18 protein-coding genes are annotated in these 18,831 nt (G+C 49.9%); 12 read left to right on the forward strand and 6 right to left on the reverse strand.

Going from position 1 to position 18,831, the window contains the following annotated elements; genetic code table 11:
- Positions 1-234: 234 nt before the first annotated feature.
- Positions 235-900: a Crp/Fnr family transcriptional regulator gene (locus ACWHYD_RS11165; protein ID WP_447962116.1), complete on the reverse strand. Its 666-nt coding sequence runs from the start codon at positions 898-900 to the stop codon at positions 235-237.
- Positions 901-963: 63 nt separating this feature from the next.
- A complete protein-coding gene (locus tag ACWHYD_RS11170) occupies positions 964-1,335 on the reverse strand; it encodes a response regulator (RefSeq protein ID WP_447962117.1) in 372 nt (123 codons plus the stop codon).
- 352 nt (positions 1,336-1,687) lie between these two features.
- Between ACWHYD_RS11170 and ACWHYD_RS11175 the strand changes: the two genes are divergently transcribed.
- Positions 1,688-1,888, forward strand: coding sequence for a hypothetical protein (locus tag ACWHYD_RS11175; protein WP_447962118.1), 201 nt, complete (start codon positions 1,688-1,690; stop codon positions 1,886-1,888).
- Between the two features lie 124 nt (positions 1,889-2,012).
- Here ACWHYD_RS11175 and ACWHYD_RS11180 read toward each other — a convergent pair whose 3' ends face one another.
- The 4 genes from ACWHYD_RS11180 to ACWHYD_RS11195 form a co-directional block, all read right to left on the reverse strand.
- Positions 2,013-2,240 (reverse strand): CsbD family protein, encoded by a 228-nt coding sequence (locus ACWHYD_RS11180; RefSeq protein WP_447962119.1) that lies wholly within the window; start codon positions 2,238-2,240, stop codon positions 2,013-2,015.
- 452 nt (positions 2,241-2,692) lie between these two features.
- Complete coding sequence (locus tag ACWHYD_RS11185) at positions 2,693-3,616, reverse strand: hypothetical protein (RefSeq protein ID WP_447962120.1); 924 nt, start codon at positions 3,614-3,616, stop codon at positions 2,693-2,695.
- 879 nt (positions 3,617-4,495) lie between these two features.
- Complete coding sequence (locus tag ACWHYD_RS11190; RefSeq protein ID WP_447962121.1) at positions 4,496-4,948, reverse strand: DUF1499 domain-containing protein; 453 nt, start codon at positions 4,946-4,948, stop codon at positions 4,496-4,498.
- Positions 4,949-5,163: 215 nt separating this feature from the next.
- Positions 5,164-5,817, reverse strand: a complete 654-nt coding sequence (locus tag ACWHYD_RS11195; RefSeq protein WP_447962122.1) for a Crp/Fnr family transcriptional regulator — start codon at positions 5,815-5,817, stop codon at positions 5,164-5,166.
- A gap of 577 nt (positions 5,818-6,394) precedes the next feature.
- On the opposite strand from ACWHYD_RS11195, the gene ACWHYD_RS11200 reads away from it, so the two are divergent.
- From ACWHYD_RS11200 to ACWHYD_RS11250, 11 genes are all read left to right on the forward strand, one after another.
- Entirely contained in the window at positions 6,395-6,871 is a 477-nt protein-coding gene (locus ACWHYD_RS11200) for a DUF4398 domain-containing protein (RefSeq protein ID WP_447962123.1), read from the forward strand.
- A gap of 274 nt (positions 6,872-7,145) precedes the next feature.
- Positions 7,146-8,009 (forward strand): mechanosensitive ion channel domain-containing protein, encoded by an 864-nt coding sequence (locus tag ACWHYD_RS11205; protein WP_447962124.1) that lies wholly within the window; start codon positions 7,146-7,148, stop codon positions 8,007-8,009.
- A 183-nt stretch (positions 8,010-8,192) separates the two neighbouring features.
- Positions 8,193-11,525: a maltose alpha-D-glucosyltransferase gene (gene treS, locus ACWHYD_RS11210; RefSeq protein ID WP_447962125.1), complete on the forward strand. Its 3,333-nt coding sequence runs from the start codon at positions 8,193-8,195 to the stop codon at positions 11,523-11,525.
- 149 nt (positions 11,526-11,674) lie between these two features.
- On the forward strand, positions 11,675-13,654 hold the full coding sequence (locus ACWHYD_RS11215; protein WP_447965860.1) for an alpha-1,4-glucan--maltose-1-phosphate maltosyltransferase: 1,980 nt from the start codon (positions 11,675-11,677) through the stop codon (positions 13,652-13,654).
- A 383-nt stretch (positions 13,655-14,037) separates the two neighbouring features.
- Complete coding sequence (locus ACWHYD_RS11220; protein ID WP_447962126.1) at positions 14,038-14,433, forward strand: response regulator; 396 nt, start codon at positions 14,038-14,040, stop codon at positions 14,431-14,433.
- 236 nt (positions 14,434-14,669) lie between these two features.
- A complete protein-coding gene (locus ACWHYD_RS11225) occupies positions 14,670-16,073 on the forward strand; it encodes a TrkH family potassium uptake protein (protein WP_447962127.1) in 1,404 nt (467 codons plus the stop codon).
- A 389-nt stretch (positions 16,074-16,462) separates the two neighbouring features.
- Positions 16,463-16,981, forward strand: a complete 519-nt coding sequence (locus ACWHYD_RS11230; protein WP_447962128.1) for a hypothetical protein — start codon at positions 16,463-16,465, stop codon at positions 16,979-16,981.
- A gap of 240 nt (positions 16,982-17,221) precedes the next feature.
- Positions 17,222-17,359: a hypothetical protein gene (locus tag ACWHYD_RS11235; RefSeq protein ID WP_447962129.1), complete on the forward strand. Its 138-nt coding sequence runs from the start codon at positions 17,222-17,224 to the stop codon at positions 17,357-17,359.
- 44 nt (positions 17,360-17,403) lie between these two features.
- Complete coding sequence (locus ACWHYD_RS11240; RefSeq protein ID WP_447962130.1) at positions 17,404-17,622, forward strand: CBS domain-containing protein; 219 nt, start codon at positions 17,404-17,406, stop codon at positions 17,620-17,622.
- 53 nt (positions 17,623-17,675) lie between these two features.
- The gene (locus ACWHYD_RS11245) at positions 17,676-17,975 is read left to right on the forward strand and encodes a hypothetical protein (RefSeq protein WP_447962131.1); all 300 of its coding nucleotides are present in this window, start codon (positions 17,676-17,678) and stop codon (positions 17,973-17,975) included.
- Positions 17,976-18,218: 243 nt separating this feature from the next.
- Entirely contained in the window at positions 18,219-18,452 is a 234-nt protein-coding gene (locus ACWHYD_RS11250; protein WP_447962132.1) for a hypothetical protein, read from the forward strand.
- Positions 18,453-18,831 lie beyond the last annotated feature (379 nt).

An 18,831-nucleotide genomic window follows, 5' to 3' on the forward strand; every position in this document is an offset into this window, starting at 1 on the left:
ACCTCCTGGTTATCTTTGATCATTCCCACAAGATGGCCCTCTCTGCAGGCCTCTTCTGTACAAACTCGGCCTATGATCGGCCTACCCGATATCACTACCCGATATCATCACCTCCATAAAATTATAGGCCCCCGGGCAAGGCCTGTCTGGTCAATATTGCTCAGGGGTGAGAACGGAAACGGAGGCTCCGCTAGAGGTGTTGCGGCTCACCTTCATTGAACCGAAGGAGGAAACCTAGTCGTGGAGGACGACATTCAGAAGAGACCTGTGCACGTGCAACTCCTTGTCCAATCCGCTGTCGTATTCAATGAAGCCCAGTTTTCGAAACTTATTCATAAAGAAACTCACGCGAGAGCGCGTGGTGCCGATCATATCCGCAAGCGTTTCCTGACTTAATTTCGCAATGACGGTCTCCGGTTCGCTTTCTTTGCCGAAATGGGCCATGAGGAGCAGCAGGCGCGCCAGCCGCTTCTCGCTGGAATTAAAGAGTTGATCGACCAGATCCTCTTGGATGCGGAGGCTTCGAACCAGGAGATGGGCCAGGAAGAGTTCGGAGAAGGTGGGTTCCTCGTGAAGCACCTTAATCATGGCCGCTTTGCCAATGCGTACGATCTTTGCGACACCTACCGTCGTCGCGGCCTCCAAACGCATTACCTGCCCGGTGAGACAGGCTTCCCCAAAAAAGGTCGCCGGCTCTAGAATGGCCACAACGGCCTCTTTGCCGCGCTTGGACACGACCGTGAGCGTGACTTTTCCCTCCAGAATGTAATAGACGGCATCTGCCGCATCTCCTTGCGAAAAAAGAACACGGTTTTTTTTACACGATATAATGGTTTTGCCGTTCCCGACTTGTCTCAGGAAGGTTTTGGGATTGAACGAGGGTCTTCGTTTAGATGCCATACATTTTTTTGATATGGAAAAGGCGCTTAACTCCGGGTAACAGGCGCTCGGAGACCATCTTCCCTATGAAGCCGTGCCGACCGAACAACGAAGGATGTCTTCCAATTCCACCCAATTAAAGGGTTTATACAGACAGGCCCGCGCCCCTGCCGCGATCGCTTGGCCCTCAATGTGGCAGCCAGAATGGCCGGTGAGCATCACCACCGCTAGGGAAGGATACCGCTCCTTGATGTGCTCTAAGACCGTCAACCCCGTGGTCCCAGGCATCATATAATCAAGGAGGACGAGGTCATAGTCCGCCTGTGCGAGCATCATCAATCCTTCACCACCATTTTCAGCAAGATCTACCGTGTGCCCGGAATATTCCAGGCGGATTTTTAGCAGATTACGAATGGCAGCGTTGTCGTCGACCACGAGAATGTGTTGCTTGATCATTTCAAGAGGACCTTTCCTATTAGAAATGGATTGGCATGCGATTGCGAGGTATCGCCCCTTTTAGTTCGAAATAGATCATGTGCTTCCCGATACGTGAGTCATTCTCGTTTTTCTGAGATACTTTTCCGTGAACACTACCTCCTGAGATCGACAGGCTGTCCTCGATCCCTTGTGCAACGGATCAGAATAACCTGGACCTCGCTCGTGCATGATGTCCCTTATGCTTTGGTCTGGGGAATCATATGAGCATTCATGGCCATCCGCTCCGTTACGCAGGCCCTAATGGCTTCATCGAAAGAAGACACAAGGAGAAGATTGCCAATTGTACACGGCTGACATGAAGCCGACTGGGATGAACGGACCGCCCCCTGTCGTCGAACTCCACCGATGGGTGACTCTTCTCCGGTGCCTGGTGGTTAACTCCATCGTGATTGACCGTGCGTTTGAGCCCTGCTTGTATATAAGTGGTCTCGTCTTGAATCGGCCACCCGACGCCCTCCCTCGGGTCAGTAATCGATGTCTTCTCACCCGCCTTGCCTATGATGTCCGTTGATCCGACGCTGATGGCCCCGCTGACAAGTAAAACAGTGCACACGATTATGAGATAGGGTATTTTCATAATTTTTTCTTTTCTGAATTGGATGCTTCCGCAATGCACTCTTCTTGGAAATTTCTCGTCAGGGTATATTTGGGTGTGCCGTCTCGGCCGTAGACGAGTTCTGGCCTTGTTTCTCCCACTTCATGAGTGCATCTTTTTTGTCGCCGTACCGTTCCTGCACCTTGCCGATAATGGTGTCGTCAATTCCTTTGATCTGCCGTAAGGCATCATTGGTGAACTTGCCATACTGCTGCTTGAATTCACCTTTGAACCGCATCCATTTTCCTTTGAGTTGATCTGCGTTCATGCGTTTACCTCTCTCTTAATGGAATTGAAACGCCAAGGTACCGCCTTGATCGGCCCCTGATATTCTTAATCTTCCAATGATGGATCACTATGGGGGGAAAGCTGGACGATGTCTGGTCAATATTGCTCACGTTAGAAAATTTACCTTAAGGAAGGGATTTGGAGGGAGCATTCAAAAAAAACGGCCTGCTCAGACACAGACTGTCCTGCATCCGACTGGAACCCTGCCAATCGCAGGGGTGACGGACGCGAGCTGCTACTGTAGACACGGCCTGGAGTTGAATGGTGAGGTCATTCACCCACAAGGAGTGTAAAGTCCCGGATTCGGGGCCGATAGGCGGTCATTTGCCAATGGACGTACTTCCTTATCCGTACAATGTGTTCCTGGCATTCGTAAGAATCGCCTTTCTCATCCATCATTTATCAACTGCCCATACCCTTTGCCTATGCTTCTTACATGTCTCCGGGGCACTGGGAGTGACTGCTCCCGGAAGGAGAAATGTTCCCCGGCACGGAAAGTCGGCGTCTCGTTTCTTTTTTCAGTACATAGGGGGAGATATGCAGATGGAGTTGTGATGGTATGGTGGCATTGAGCCAAAATACGTCTCTAAACTTGGCAATTGTGTTCATACAGGACTGGCATAACGGTAAATGCCACATCCGGTATTCACATCCATACCCTTCCCTGAACATCTCATACCATTTTTCTACTTCCACACACCGGTTAAACTGAGGTTCACTTTTGCGACAGAATGGCGATAACGTTTTCAGAATTTTTCGGACGTCCTCATGGAAGACTTCAGGTTGACTCCGTTGCGTCTCGGCTAATGAGAACAATTCCCGGTCGGTCAATCCGATTTCTTCAACCGCCTGGTTCCAGCCTTTTTGTCTCCACCGTTCGAACCCCTTATAGATCTCCAGCGTTTCTCCTTTTTCCAATCCTAGAAAAAGACCCACCTCGGCGGGTTTCATACCATAAAAATGATAGAACAGACAGATGAGGGAATCACGGCTTACCGCAGCACGACGGAGCAGTCCTTCAATGAATCGGTACAAAATGGAATTTGAGGTCAGCGAAACGTTTGATTTCTGAAATCTTTCAAGGAAATCCGAAATAAATCCGTCCAACAACACCGTAGGATGACCCGGCAATTGAGATGGGCAATACTCAATAAACCAGACAACCAGGTCAAAGGACAGCCTGCGAAGTGATTTTTCATGTGAGGTGTCGTCGACCCATTGCCCCATGTCCTGTAAATTTCGTTTGATAATGCCCGATGACCGTTCCAGGAAAAACGGAAAATCGGCCGAAATACTTTCCTGGAATTCGTCCTGATTTGTCACCAGCCTCTTGACTGAAGAAGTAAGCGTTTTCACGTCGTGCTCCTTTCAACCGAATAAGACCATATATAAAAATCCATGGTGTTCGGAGCCCCTTCAGCTGAACCGTCCTGGTTCGAGATCACCGAGGTGCTCATTCAACGCAAACGTAAATACATGATGTTGGACTTTTTTGGAATGAGACTTGGTTCGGTGATACCTGTTCCGGTTTTTGAACATTCTGGCATCCCTCATCTTCAGATGACTGTCCAGTATGGCGGGAAGGCCTGGCCCTGTCTGTTCAATATTGAACAGATTGCAAAAATTTAGTTGAGTACGTGACCGCGGTTGTTTCCGACCGGAGAAGCGGCCCCGCAGCCGCATGGGGTTCAATCAAGCGTCCGATGGGGAACAAGCTCCCGTGCCGCACATAGCTCAGGAACGTACAAGTTCACGCAATGGCACAGGGCCAGATTGCTTTGCCGGTCCCAACTCAATCAGGGACCGGACACAAATCAAACACATGTGTGGTCCAAAGGTTTTGGATGTACAGGACAGTTCCAAATCGGTCGAGCCACACATACGGCAGTAGACCAGATTCAGGGGGGCAGGGTTTAAAAACAGTCGAGCAGATCGGCAGGTCATAACGTCTCCTCCTACAGTTAAGGATGCGAGAGGGGTTGTGTTTGTTTGTCCATTCAAATCCTAGCAAAGAGACAGCATGAGATCTGGTCAAAATTGCTCACTGATGCGAAAGGCCACAGTGCCGCCATCTGGCATCGTATCCCAACCCCGGTTGAAATCCCACTCTTGATAGGCGATGAGCACTTTTTCTCACTGTGCGGTATGGCAAGCAGGAACGCTGATGTGGGGAGAAGAGGTTGTTTCCCGATTTCCTTCAGAGGGTGCAGATTGTTTACATGAACCCACTCGTGGCTAGAGCCGTCCCTCCAGCAGACTTCGAACTTCCTCCATTCGCTTCCGGTTAACCCCAAAATCGGAGTAGCCCACCCGAGATGCCGACCGGAAATGAATAGTCTTTGTGGCGTCATCAAACAGAATTTCGACATCATCAACAAAGCGAAACAGGAAACTTCGGACTTCGTAATGAAGGGAGATCTCCTCTTCCTGAACCAACTCGGTGCGACTCAATTCCCCGAAAACCTGTTTCAACATTGCTTTGGCCTCAGCCAGCGTTTTCTCATAGCGATAGGATCCTATGGAATGTTTTTCCGAATCCTCGAGGCTGGATACGCAATTGGGGCTGTCGGGGCACGGGGCGAGTCGATGATTCTGCACCGGCAAGTCCCCCTCAGTTGATCCATGAGCCGTCATGCCCATGAATAGGAAGAACATCACAACCGTTTCCTGAAAAACTATTTTCGTCATGAGAGCATTCCCCTGATATCCGACGATAGGCTCCTAGATAAGTCAGATTTCGGTCCGACCGAGGATTGGTCCTGGCCAATAGCGAAGTTCATTCTGGCAGGATAACCTCCAGAATTCTGACCAAAATTGCTCAGTCTAGAGGAAATAGCCGTGCATGCCGCCGAAAATTAACGAAGGGAGGTACGCATCTGATGCCGCGAAAATAAAGGAAAATCCTAGTCGTGGAGGACGACATTAAGGAGGGAGCTGTGCACATGCAAACCGCCGTTGTACTCGATGAACCCCAATTTTCTGAATCTATTCATGAAGAAACTGACGCGGGAGCGCGTCGTGCCGATCATCTCGGCAAGCATTTCCTGACTGACCTTTGCAAGGACCGGTTCCGGCTTGCCCTCTTTCCCAAAATGGGCCATTAACAGCAGCACACGCGCCAGCCGCTTCTCAGCGGAATTAAACAACTGATCCACCAAGTCCTCCTGAATACGGACGTTGCGAGCCAGAAGATGTTCCATGAAGAACGTGGAGAAGGTGGGTTCGTCATGGAGCACCCGGATCATCGCCTCCTTTGAAATTCTAACCAGAGTGCAGTCCTCCAGGGCTGTCGCCGTAGCCATGCACACCCGCTGCCCGGCGAGGCAACCTTCCCCTACAAACCCCGCAGACTCCACGATCCCGACCACGGCTTCTTTCCCCTGCTTCGAGACCACCGAAAGTTTGATCTGGCCGGACTGAATATAGAACACAGCATCCGCGACATCCCCTTGTGAAAAGAGCGTCTGCTTTGGACGGAATGTCAAAATTGTTTTCCCGTCACCGCTTTGCGTCAGGAATAACTGGAGATTAAAGGGAGATTCCGACTTGCCTTCCATAGGCTGCCTCCTTTGAGAGCCTTAAGTAGAATTTTTATAAGGAAGGGGGAGATTCGAGCAAAAACCTGGTCAATCAAAATATTATTCCCTAAATACAATTTGAGCAAGACATATCTTGAAGCCTGAAGCGAGGGCTCAGGAGTCTTTCCTGGGACGATAGGGCCAACCTTTTGACCAACCGTTCTACCCACACCCCCCTGGTCATTTGCGGCCATTCCACTCTGAAAATGCCAAGGTACAAGCAGAACCACAGATTTCCCTGGCACCTCAGGAAAACCCCTCCCCCTCCCCATGGCAACCGGAAATTCCCTGGTGAAGAATCACCACACCACATTCTGTGACTCCTTCTCCTTCCAAAATCAGACCCGGACAAAGGTTCCAAACAGGAGCCAAGGTGTCCAAAATCCATGAACCATTTCCTAAAAAACAACTGTAAAATCAGGCATCTACCAACAGCTTTCTTCATTCACCATTGGCGTAGGATTTGCTAGATCAGACTTTGATTGCGATGAGAAGCCTTTCCGGCCTTCCCGAAAATTTTTCAAAAACAAGGTCCATTTTGTTAAAAGAGAACCCCGTGATAAGGAAATGTGTTACGAGGGCTTGCAGACTCTCCCGTGGGGAACTGTATGTGGTCTTGTTCGGCTTGAGTCTTTTAATAACCGGCTGTCAGGATCCACCCATCCACGAATTGCAGGTAGCCCGTCAGGCAGTGGAAAATGCCAGGAGAGAGGGAGCCTTGGTCTTCGCGCCTGATCTCTACAGTTTAGCGGAAAGTGAGCTGACGATCGCGGAAGAAGAATTTCATGAACAATCCAGAAAGGTATTCTGGGCTCGGGATTATTCCATGGCCACTCGGTTAATGATGTTGGCACAAACCGATGCCCGTGAAGCTCTCTCTCTGGCACAAGAGGAAAAACAGAAAACTTCAATGTCAGACCAAGACCCTCCACCTCTTCTTTCGCACCATAGCGACCATGAAGAATTCCGTCTGACCAACGGAGACGACCCCTTCCGGAACCACAGGAGAAGGGGTGGGCCTTCAGTTCCCTAACTCAATCAAACCCCTTTGTTTAGGAGAACAAATACAGTATGATCTGAGCAGGGTGGTTGTTATTTTTGAACATGATCTGCCCCCTGACTGCTCTTGAATATTCGCCTTCAGCTTGACCCGTTGGATTGTGATTCACCTGTATTTCGTTCATCTGCCAGCTCTTGGACTTTCGCCTTTTCCCAATCGATCAGGTTGGAATTATGCCTGAGAATCTCATGAAGTTTCTGTTGATCTCAACCCGTCCAGTTCATACATCAGTCTTGAGGAGCCACCCGTGGAAGACATCGTAGATCCGACCGGCAATATGGTCATCCGTTACGGCCTGAGTACGTTCTTCCTCTTCTTAATCATTGTCATCGTCAGGATGGGGATCCATCACAGTCTTTTCCGGACAACCGAGCTTTCCGTCGAAACACAGAGACGGTGGGCGGTCAATCTCAGAAATGGCCTGCTCTTTCTGTTTATTCTCGGGATGATTTTTATTTGGGCACCGCAACTCCAAACCTTTGCCGTCTCCGTATTTGCTGTGGCCGTGGCCTTCGTCCTGGCCACCAAGGAAATCATTGATTGCTTGAGCGGATCGGCCCTTCGAGTGCTGACCAAAACCTATTCGTTGGGTGATCGCATCGAAATTGGAGGTATTCGAGGAAACGTGGTTGACCACAACGCCCTGACGACCACGGTTCTGGAAATCGGACCAGGCCAAACCTCTCATCAATATACAGGGCGGGCCATGGTCATTCCCAACAGCTTTATTTTCGATCACCCCCTAACAAATGAAACCTATTCAAAGAAATACCGTCTCCATATTGTGACGGTTCCCTTGAGTACCGATGATGATTGGAAAACCGCCGAACGCTTGCTGCTGCAAGCCGGAGAAGAAGAAGCCGCCCCGTTTATCAATGAGGCAAGGACCTATCTCAAAAAACTCGAAGGCAAGCTGTGGTTAGACGCCCCCTCCGTTGAACCACGGGTCACCATTCAGTTGCCTGAGCCCGGCCGCATCAATTTATTACTCCGCGTCCCCTGCCCCACTCAATATCCTTCACGCCTGGAACAAGCCATCCTTCGAAAATTCCTTGCTGAATTCTCCTTTGCCCCCCGTCTCATCACACAAGAAACGCATTCCACCCATTAACAATGGATTGGCATTTCCATCCATTTATATGGTAAATCAGTGTTACTCGTTTATCTTTTTCAGCATTCTCGCTGAACAGACGTCCAGCCAAATATTGCGACATCACAACCCATATCGAGACCGCACTTCCTGTGTACGGCCGGGAAACAATTAGTATAGACAGGATTGAGGAAAGGCCTATCCATGATTGTCGACACACTCGAGAATGATCCGCTGTGGTACAAAGATGCCATTATTTATGAACTCCATGTTCGAGCGTTTTGCGATAGTAACGCCGATGGCATCGGTGATTTCAAAGGGCTTACCCAAAAACTCGATTATCTCCAGGATTTGGGTGTGACCGCGATATGGCTTCTCCCCTTTTGCTCATCTCCCCTCCGGGACGATGGCTATGACATTTCCGACTACACAAATATTCATTCACAGTATGGAACCAGGCGTGACTTCCAGGCGTTCGTCCGGGAGGCCCACCGCCGTGGATTACGGGTGATTACAGAATTAGTGGTCAATCACACCTCAGACCAGCACCCCTGGTTTCAGCGCGCACGGAAGGCTCCCCCCGGCAGTAAATGGCGGAATTGGTACGTCTGGAGTGAGACCCCTGAACTGTATTCCGATACCCGCATTATTTTCAAAGATACCGAACATTCAAATTGGTCCTGGGATCCCGTGGCCAAAGCGTATTTCTGGCATCGGTTTTTTTCCCATCAGCCTGACCTGAATTACGACAACCCCGAGGTGCGAAAGGCAATCTTTGGGGTCCTTGATTTCTGGCTGGAATTGGGTGTGGACGGCTTGCGGCTGGATGCCGTGCCTTATCTCTTCGAGCGGGAAGGGACCAATTGCGAAAACCTCCCGGAAACCCATGCGTTTCTCAAAACGCTGAGGACGCACGTCGATAAAAAATTCAAAAACCGGTTTTTTCTCGCGGAAGCCAATCAATGGCCGGAAGACGCCGCAGCCTATTTCGGGCAGGGCGATGAATGCCATATGAACTTCCATTTTCCCTTGATGCCCCGCCTATTCATGTCGATGCAAATGGAAGATCGCTTTCCCATCATCGATATTTTGGACCAGACGCCTGCGATTCCGGAATCCTGCCAATGGGGGCTCTTTTTGCGCAATCACGACGAACTCACCCTGGAGATGGTGACTGATGAAGAACGGGATTACATGTACCGGGTTTTTGCCCATGACAAACAGGCCAGAATCAATTTGGGGATCCGTCGACGCTTGACCCCCCTCCTCGGGAATGACCGAAAAAAAATTGAACTGATGTACAGCCTGTTGTTTTCGATGCCCGGCACTCCATGCATTTATTACGGGGAAGAGATCGGGATGGGCGATAATTTTTATTTGGGCGACCGGAACGGGGTCCGCACTCCCATGCAATGGAGTGCCGACCGCAATGCCGGATTTTCCTATGGCAATCCGCAAAAACTCTACCTGCCCATTATTATTGACCCCGAATATCATTACGAAGCCGTCAATGTCGAACTGCAACAAAATAACGCCCAATCCCCTCTCTGGTGGATGAAGCGCATCGTCTCATTGCGGAAACGCTATAAGGTCTTCGGACGTGGATCCATTGAGTTTCTCCATCCCTCCAATCGGAAAGTCCTGGTTTTCCTCCGGCGTTATCAGGACGAAACCATTCTGGTTGCCGTGAACTTATCCCGCCACGCCCAATGGGTCGAACTCGATCTCGCGGAATTCAAAGGACGGCGCCCCATGACCTTGTTCGGACGGAGTAAATTTCCGGCCATCGGCGATTTGCCTTATCTGCTCACCCTGAGCGGGCACGCATTTTACTGGTTTGCCCTGGAACCGGTTGAATCCAAACAACTCGATTCTCAGGGGAAGACCGAACAGGGCTTACCAACCATTACCATCCCAAAAGATTGGGATAACCTCATCCATAAACGGGAAAAAGTCAAACTCGAAAATGTGTTACCTCAGTACCTGCAAGGCCGCCGGTGGTTTGGAGGCAAAGCCCGCACCATGCAATTCGTGGAAATCACGGAAGCGATCCCCCTTCCGCAAGAGGATCCCTTGGCCGTCCTCGCCCTCATCCGCGTGGAATACACCGAAGGAGAACCCGAGACATACCTTCTACCCTTGAAGTATCTCCCGGCCGAACATATGGCCCCACTGGTGGATTCTCCGGCCGCTATTGCACGGGTGCGAGTCAAAATGAAAGACGGTGACCAGGAAGGCCTACTCATCGATGCCATGTGGGATCGGGAGTTTCAAAAAATGCTATTGGACAGTATTTCCCGAAATCGCCGATTTACCGGTCCAGTGGGCGATTTGGTCACCCAAGCCACGAAAATTTTCCGGCGGCAACTTCAGAAAGAGGTCCCGACACTGGAACCCACCTTGCTCAAAGGTGAACAAAGCAACTCCTCGGTTTTGTTTGGACATGACTTCATCCTCAAGCTCTACCGACGGGCCGAAGTCGGCGTGAATCCTGACTTTGAAATCGGACGGTTTTTAACGAACAAAGGATTTCCGCACATCGCGCCCCTGGCTGGAGCCATCGAATATCAACGGGACAATGGCGATCTCCTGACGTTTGGCATCTTACAAAAATTCATGCAAAATGAAGGAGACGCCTGGAAATTCACGTTGGATGAACTGAGTCGATACTTGGAAGAAGCGCTCACCCACTCCACAGCCATCACCGACTCGTCAATTCCTCAGAAATCTCTTATGGCCATGGTGGACGAGGAGATTCCGACGGGCGCCCGCGAATGGATTGGTCCCTATCTGGAAGAAGCACGGTTGTTGGGCCTTCGAACAGGAGAACTGCATGCTGCGCTGGCCTCCGACTCTGATGATTCCGAATTTAAACCGGAACCATTTACAGATTTTTACCGGCGGGGCTTGTATCAGAGCATGTTGGGCACGGTGAACATGAACTTTCCCCTTCTTCGCACCCAGGTCAAAGGGCTCCAGGAACCCGTGCAAACACTGGCAAAACACGTGCTGGAAGGAGAAGGCCGCTTACGCAAACGTCTCTTAAACATACGGGACCGGAAACTCACCTGCACCCGCATCCGATGCCATGGCGACTACCATCTCGGTCAGGTGCTCTATACCGGAAAAGATTTCATCATTATTGATTTTGAGGGCGAACCGGCCAGACCATTGAATGTCAGACGACTCAAGGAATCTCCGCTGCGCGACGTCGCGGGCATGTTGCGATCCTTTCATTATGCGGCGCTTGCCTCCTCAATTGGATTGGTCGAGGGTGTTCGACCGGAAGACTTTTCCTTACTCGAACCTTGGGCTCGCTACTGGCAACGATGGGTCAGCGTCAGCTATCTCAAAGCGTATTTGTCAATCAAGGAAGTCCGTGACATTCTGCCCCCGTCCTCCGACGATATTCAAATTTTGCTGAATGGCTATTTACTCCAAAAAGCGATCTATGAACTCGGCTATGAACTCAATAACCGGCCCGATTGGGTGCGTATCCCCCTGGACGGCATTCTCCAAATTTTAGAAGTTGACTGATATTCCCAAAACGGTGGCTTAAACCGGATGTCCAGCTGACACCCAGCAATGGTTTCACTACATCAGATCTTCCTGACGGGGGACAAACTCACACTATCCGCTACACGAGTAGTCAAAAAGCCAATTACCAAGGAGTGCTCATGTCCAACATGCCTAAATCGTTACAAACCCTGATCATTGAACATGTCGAGCCGGAATTGGATGCGGGACGCTATCCGGTCAAACGGATCGTCGGGGAGATCCTGGAAGTCACGGCTGACGTTTTCAAGGAAGGACACGACACCATCGGAGCCGTCCTTCGTTACAAATTGCTGGGGCAGAAGGAATGGTCGGAAAGCCCCATGCATCATGTCGATAATGACCGGTGGGCTGGATCATTTCTCCTCTCAGAAAATACCCGATATCTCTATTCCGTGGGAGCCTATGTCAAAAGTTTTGAGACCTGGCGGATTGAACTGACCAAGAAACACGGGGTGCTTCCGGACCTGTCCAGTGAATTATTGGAAGGAGAGGCGCAAGTCAAAGAGGCCATGACCAGAGCCAAAGGTCCCGATAAATCCGAGCTGAAGATTTGGTTGGGAAAATGGAAGTCTGCTCCGGACCAGGAAACCCGGATTGCAATCGCCCTGGATCCCATTGTAGCCACACTCGTCGACCGGCACGAACAGCGGGCTGCCTGGTCCACCTATGAGAGGGAATTAGAAGTGATCGTCGACCGTGAGCGCGCCCGATATGGCGCCTGGTATGAAATCTTTCCCCGGTCAGAAGGAACCGAGCCCGGGAAAGGGGGAACGTTCAAGGATTGCGAACAACGCCTACCGGCTATCCGGGATATGGGATTCGATGTGCTCTATCTCACGCCGATTCATCCCATCGGAGAAACTAATCGCAAGGGCCGCAACAATAGCTTGAAGGCCAAACCTGGCGAACCGGGTAGTCCCTGGGCCATCGGGAGTCGACATGGCGGACATGATGCGGTCGAGCCGGCTCTCGGGACAATGAAAGATTTTGACCATTTCCAGCAAGCGGTCAGGAGCCACGGAATGGAAGTCGCCATAGATTTCGCCATCAATGCCACGCCGGATCATCCCTATGTCACACAACATCCGGAATGGTTCAAGCAACGACCGGACGGGACCATTAAATTTGCGGAGAACCCTCCCAAAAAATATGAAGACATTTACGGATTTGATTTCTATACCGAAGCTTGGCAGGGCATCTGGCAGGAAATGAAGCGGGTTCTCCTTTTTTGGATTGAGCATGGAGTCAAAATTTTTCGAGTGGATAATCCCCACACCAAACCCGTCATCTTTTGGGAATGGCTCATCCGGGAAATCCAGTTGGAACATCCTGATGTATTGTTTCTGGCGGAAGCCTTCACCCGGCCTAAAATGATGCGGGTCCTGGCGAAAGCCGGTTACACGCAGTCATACACGTATTTTACCTGGCGAAATTCAAAAGGAGAAATGACCGAATACCTGACCGAATTAACCCGAACCCAAATGCGGGACTATTTCCGGCCGAACTTTTTCGCCAATACACCGGACATCCTTCCGGAAATTCTCCAACAGGGAGGTCGACCGGCCTTTAAATTCCGGCTCGTGCTGGCCGCCACGCTCTCCCCAACTTACGGTATCTACAATAGCTATGAACTGTGTGAAAATAAGGCAATTCCCGGAACCGAGGAATATCAGGATTCGGAAAAATATGAAATTCGACATTGGGATTGGGATCGTCCCGGAAACATCCGTGACTATATCACCCGCATTAACCAGATCCGACGGGATCATCCTGCCCTGCACACCTTTACCAATTTGGAGTTTTACCAATCCGACAACGATCACATTTTGTTTTATGGAAAAATGAATGCCGACAAGACGGACATCCTCTTGTTCGTGATCAATATGGATCCCTATACCGTACACGAGGCTCGTCTGAGTATTCCGATTGAAGAATGCAGCATTGGTGAACAGGACACGTATCAACTGCATGAACTCATTCAAGATTACCGCCATCAAGTTGTGGGCGGTGAGTACACCATTCGATTGGACCCTCACGACGAACCAGCCGCTATTTTCGCGGTCCGCCGCCGGACCCATCGTGAAAGCGAATTCGACTACTTCATGTAACGTGAACCTAAGCACGATTTTTCCCCGTTCGGGGAATCGGCCCCTGTCAGACATCGGCAGGGGCCTCAATCTTCATCTGTTCTCTAACCATTCAGGAAGTAATTCCTCTCGCGTAGCAACCTTCAGCGAGACCTGTCCAAAAGAAAAAAGACAGATTGTCTCCGATAGAGACAACATTTCTCCCTTTCTTAGGCCGTCACATGTTCTTCCCGGAATCTTTTTTCCGGCAATTCCAAAAATATCTGTAAAAACCGTTTGATAAAGGGGTGCCCTCTAGCCCATATGACAATAGGCTCTGAAGAGCATTCTGGAATATCCCTTGCAGATATGTTGTCCTACACATGGAGTTCTCCCAGGATATGGATATCCTTGTATAAGACTCATTGCCTTCTTTTTCTAAACATCGGACGATTATCCTGGTTGAGAATCAACCAGACCCCAGATGGCTGCTGAAACTCAGGCTTGAAATCAATGGGTACACATGTCTGGAAGCAGGGAATGGGATGGAGGCCCTCTCCTTGATTCAGCAACACCCCTCCATCAGCCCGATTTTGTCTGACGACCTGATGCCAGGAATGAATGGGCTGCAACTTCTTCAAGAACTTCGACTAAATTTTATGAACCGGGCCATTCCGTTCATTCTGATTACCGCAACCTGGTCCGATGAGTTCCGACATCAGGTCCTGAGTGAAGGAGCGTTCGCGGTCCTGCCCAAGCCCTATCATCACAGTGACCTCCTCCAACTTCTTGAGCAAGGAATTTTCCCTCAGGCCGCCTGATGCTTGCCCCTCTTGACAGAAAAACTACACCTCGGACAAGATTGCCCACTGGTTTTCTTGCAATATGCTCTTCTCCCCTTGTTTCCCCCTGGAAATCATGTCGCCCATGAAGACAACCTGCGGAGGAGCCCATTCGCACAATTTCACTCTAGATTCGCGGCCTGAGTTTTCCCACGGTTTTTTACCCCCGCCTCCAGTGAATTAAGTCCACTTCCCTGGCTTCCATAATGCCTCCATTGCCACTTCCAACTCCTCGAAGCTCTTGGATTCCGAGCACCATAATTCGGCGGTTTTTTCCCCACCACCACCTCTCAGCCGGCCAACTCGTCACGCTGGGCGCCATGGGACTCATCGCCGCAGGAACCTTCTTGTTGAAAACCCCATTGGCCACGACTCCCGGCAAGCCATTAAGTTTTCTCAACGCCCTCTTTACGGCAACCTCAGCCGTCACCGTGACGGGCCTAATTGTGGCGGACACGGAAAAAGATTTCACCTTATTCGGAAAGATCGTCATTCTGACACTCATCCAATTAGGCGGGTTAGGGTATGCGATGCTCGCGACGCTCCTTCTCATCGCCGTGGGCCAACGCATTGGATTACGAAACCGCATGATGGTGGCCGAGGCGTTCAGTTCATTGGATTTGGCTGGATTGATTCGTTTTGTGAAAACAATTCTGATCATTACCTTTACTCTTGAGGGGGTGGGGGCCTTGATACTCGCCGCACGGTTTTCCCAGGACATGCCCGTATTAGACGCATTGGGGCATGGTATTTTTCACGCCATTTCTGCCTTTAACAATGCAGGGTTTTCGACATTTTCTCGAAACCTGATCCCCTATGGTGGCGATTTCATCGTGAATGCCTCCATCACCCTCCTTCTGGTTCTAGGCGGCATCGGGTTTATTGTCTTCCGCGACCTCTTGGAATTTTACCAGAAAAAGCGGTATCGGATTCAAACCCATACAAGACTGGCCTTACTCATTTCGATAGGTTTATGGGTGATTGGTACGATAGGATTTTTCCTATTGGAAATGAATAGTCCTGCCACGCTTGGCTCACAAACTCCCTCAGCGGGAGCCATGGTTGCCGCCTTTCACTCGGGAGCGGCCCGGACTGCAGGATTCAATACGCTGGATCTGAGCCTCCTCCGCCCCAGCACATTGTATATGTTGATTTTGCTAATGATCATCGGGGGATCACCAGGAGGAACCGCTGGAGGAATTAAAACCACCACATTCGGCATTGTGTGTTTATCGGTCTGGGCCGTATTCCGAAAACGACTGGATGTGGAGTTTCATTACCGGCGGATGCCTTCCCATCTCGTCCTACAAGCTCTGGCTATCATGTTCCTGGCCATTGGAGCCGTCACCACATTAACGTTTTTCCTCGCCTTTATTGAAAATAAACCTTTTTTGGCTCTGATGTTTGAAGTGGCCTCCGCATTGGGAACGGTTGGGTTTTCCGTCGGAAACGGAGGCGTGCTCAGTCTCTCGGCGACCTTAACGGATTTCGGAAAAGTCATTATTCTATGTAGCATGCTCCTTGGAAGATTCGGACCCCTCCTGGTCGGGCTCGTTTCCCTCACACCACCTGTTCGCATGCTTTATCGTTTTCCTCAAGCCAAAGTGGCGATAGGTTAGGAAGAGACGCCTCGAAAAAACTCCTCACACAACCCACGCTTTCAGCCATTTCCTCCAAGTTCTGCAATCCGGAAAAACCCATAAATATTGAAACCAGCCTCCCCTTCACCATTCTTAGCGTTTTTCATCTGCGATGACCAGGCCTCAAGTGGCCGGTCACATTCAAATCTAATTTCAAATCAAACAAGATTACAATTCCTGAAATTGAGCTATTTCGCTCCGTGGTTAAAGTGCATTTTCGCGCATTCCATGATGGCTAAAGTGAATGCCTTCGATGACTTTTGATCCTCAAATAAGCGTACGTCGTGTAACCAATTCATTACTTCATGTTCCACAAAGTATGAACCAACCAATTTGTTTTATATTGAAATGATTATCTTTTATTTTCCATGAGCAAAATGCCGCCATCGCTGGCATTTGGCGGAAATGGCCAACAGGGACAGATAGCTCGGGGGCTGTTGGTACCGGGTGAACGTATCATCCTGGGTACTGTCCAACTGGCCATGTCGAATGTCATCCAACTCACGGTTGGGCACCCGGAGCCATTGTTTCTCTCGTTGAGAACTGGGGCGGAGAAAGGATTTCAATCGATTCAACGGGGCGACCAACTTACAATCGTAATCAGTGACAAGAACCAATATACCGATTTCCATACGGCTGATTTTCCAGAGGAGAGCAGGGCACTTAAGGGCCATTTACTCCAACCCCTCATGGGTGATTGTAAGTGGGTCGTGATTCAAACGGAGAGTGGGATCAACCAAACCCGCGAGGTGGATGAAAATACGAGGCATACCGTCATGAACATTCCGGTGAGAATGCCGGCCGTCTTTCTTCTCATTAAGGACAATATTCTGATTGATGTCAGGTTCGGAAATGAAGACGTGTATTTCATGCCCCTGGCCCAATGATCGAAGAAACGCCACCGCCTGCTTCATAATTAGTGGTAAGGCTATAGAATCTCCGGTTTGATTGTGTTGCCTCGTTTCTTGTGAATTCTCTCCGGGAAGTCTTGGATATCCATAAGATTTTGGCTTTTCTTTCGAGAAGCGAATCCCCCATTCCATGTTGGCCTTTGGGGCTGAGGTCACAGATCATTTGGCTACCACCGGAATTTTCGTAATAATTTCTAACCGGCTTAAGGAGGAACCATGGATCAGTCACAACCCCATTTCACGACCGTTGGTCAGCTCATCCACACAAATCCCTTACGGTTTGACGTGGCAACCACCTGTATGGAAGTGGCCATTGCGCTGTTGTCGTCCCAACTGTCTGGTGGGCCTGTCTAAGATGAGACCGGAGCCTATCTGGGTTTTGTCAGTGAGTTTGAATATTGAAAGCCCTGGATCATTCGCAGGAACTTAGGAAGATCACCACTCAACACATTATGTCGAAAGAGGCCTATCTCATTCACGATGATACGACAATTAAAGATGCAATCAGCATCATGAAAGAGAAGAAACTCCTGAATCTCTGTGTCGAAGAAAATGGAGTTGTCACGAAAACCTTAACCCGACATGACCTTCTGCGAGGGTATCTTGGGGGGATTTAGGGATTGATGAGGAATAATCCTATAACAGCCGTCAACACGTGAAGAGGATCAACATGACGAACGATGAAAAAATGGCCACGATCACTCGGTGGCTTAACCCGGAAGAGCGAGTGACGGTGCAATTCCTGGATGCTCAGGATCTAAACACCGAAGTCACGGGCTGCCCCGAGCAATTGGTTGATCTCTCGATTGAAACTCAGGTATCACATATAAAACAACACCTTTCCATCCCCCTCAGCAAGGTTGAGTTGTCGGAGGATTTCTCGCACTATACTCGCGATCCCGAGCGCCCCCTTCAACCAAGCCGATTGAAATTAGTCATCAATGAAAAGCGCTCCCCCATCATTTATTAGAACACGAGGAGACCGGATCTCTGTCAATCCAACTCTCTTTTGACAAGGAAATGAAATCGCAAGAAACCCGTAAAAGCCAGATAGGAAAGATAGAAAGAGGGATGGACCAGGACACCTGATGATTTCCACTCCGGCTTTGGATCAACCCTGTCATGAATCTGTTCTGCATGTTCTTGCTGATGCGCAGCAGTGTATAGAGTTTTTCCTTTATCCGAACCTCCAGGGGAACTATGAGGCGTTCCCATGACCGCGATCCTGAACTTGTTTCGGCCGCTCCCACAGACACGATATGTCGTCTTCAACGCATATCATCAAGCGGAGTATGCGCCAGACCCCTTTAACGAAGTCTTGACGCCGGAAGGAATCATCGGCTCGCCAACCATGCTGGGCTATGAGACAAACCGGAACTCTCTGTTGCTCCCCCATATAGCGCCCATCCTCTTCCCATGGAAATCAAAGCCGGCTACCAGATGGTGAGGTATGATTGTGTAATTGAAATGATGGACAGCTTTGACAAGAACGGAATAGGGTTGGGAGGATGTCCAGATTTCGGTATTATGACAAAATCGCTGCCATATGAGAAAACATACGAACAGGGAGACAACGAAGAGGTTCTTGGCCAAAAGGTGTACACGCGAAGATCATGGTGAATGGACATGGGAAGCCGGAGGAGATCGTGGCATCATCGTCAAGAACATCATGGCAGACTTCTGCCTCCAAGAAATGCACCATGCGACGAAAAACAAAGTGAGCCCGCTACCTAGACTTCGGAAAGGCCTTTCTTCCGATTGCCTTCAAGCATACTGGCACTTGAAAACCCATGCGGCCGGGGGAATAAACAGGAACGGCCATGTTG

The organism is Nitrospira sp. Ecomares 2.1 (genome assembly GCF_965152585.1).

Bases quoted from the DNA above. Each gene is read 5' to 3' on its own strand.
- treS (WP_447962125.1), top strand. From the start codon at position 8,193: ATGATTGTCGACACACTCGAGAATGATCCGCTGTGGTACAAAGATGCC.
- ACWHYD_RS11195 (WP_447962122.1), bottom strand. From the start codon at position 5,817: ATGGAAGGCAAGTCGGAATCTCCCTTTAATCTCCAGTTATTCCTGACG.
- ACWHYD_RS11230 (WP_447962128.1), top strand. From the start codon at position 16,463: ATGAGCAAAATGCCGCCATCGCTGGCATTTGGCGGAAATGGCCAACAG.
- ACWHYD_RS11215 (WP_447965860.1), top strand. From the start codon at position 11,675: ATGCCTAAATCGTTACAAACCCTGATCATTGAACATGTCGAGCCGGAA.
- ACWHYD_RS11235 (WP_447962129.1), top strand. From the start codon at position 17,222: ATGGATCAGTCACAACCCCATTTCACGACCGTTGGTCAGCTCATCCAC.
- ACWHYD_RS11180 (WP_447962119.1), bottom strand. From the start codon at position 2,240: ATGAACGCAGATCAACTCAAAGGAAAATGGATGCGGTTCAAAGGTGAA.
- ACWHYD_RS11165 (WP_447962116.1), bottom strand. From the start codon at position 900: ATGGCATCTAAACGAAGACCCTCGTTCAATCCCAAAACCTTCCTGAGA.
- ACWHYD_RS11245 (WP_447962131.1), top strand. From the start codon at position 17,676: ATGACGAACGATGAAAAAATGGCCACGATCACTCGGTGGCTTAACCCG.
- ACWHYD_RS11170 (WP_447962117.1), bottom strand. From the start codon at position 1,335: ATGATCAAGCAACACATTCTCGTGGTCGACGACAACGCTGCCATTCGT.
- ACWHYD_RS11250 (WP_447962132.1), top strand. From the start codon at position 18,219: ATGACCGCGATCCTGAACTTGTTTCGGCCGCTCCCACAGACACGATAT.
- ACWHYD_RS11190 (WP_447962121.1), bottom strand. From the start codon at position 4,948: ATGACGAAAATAGTTTTTCAGGAAACGGTTGTGATGTTCTTCCTATTC.
- ACWHYD_RS11175 (WP_447962118.1), top strand. From the start codon at position 1,688: ATGAACGGACCGCCCCCTGTCGTCGAACTCCACCGATGGGTGACTCTT.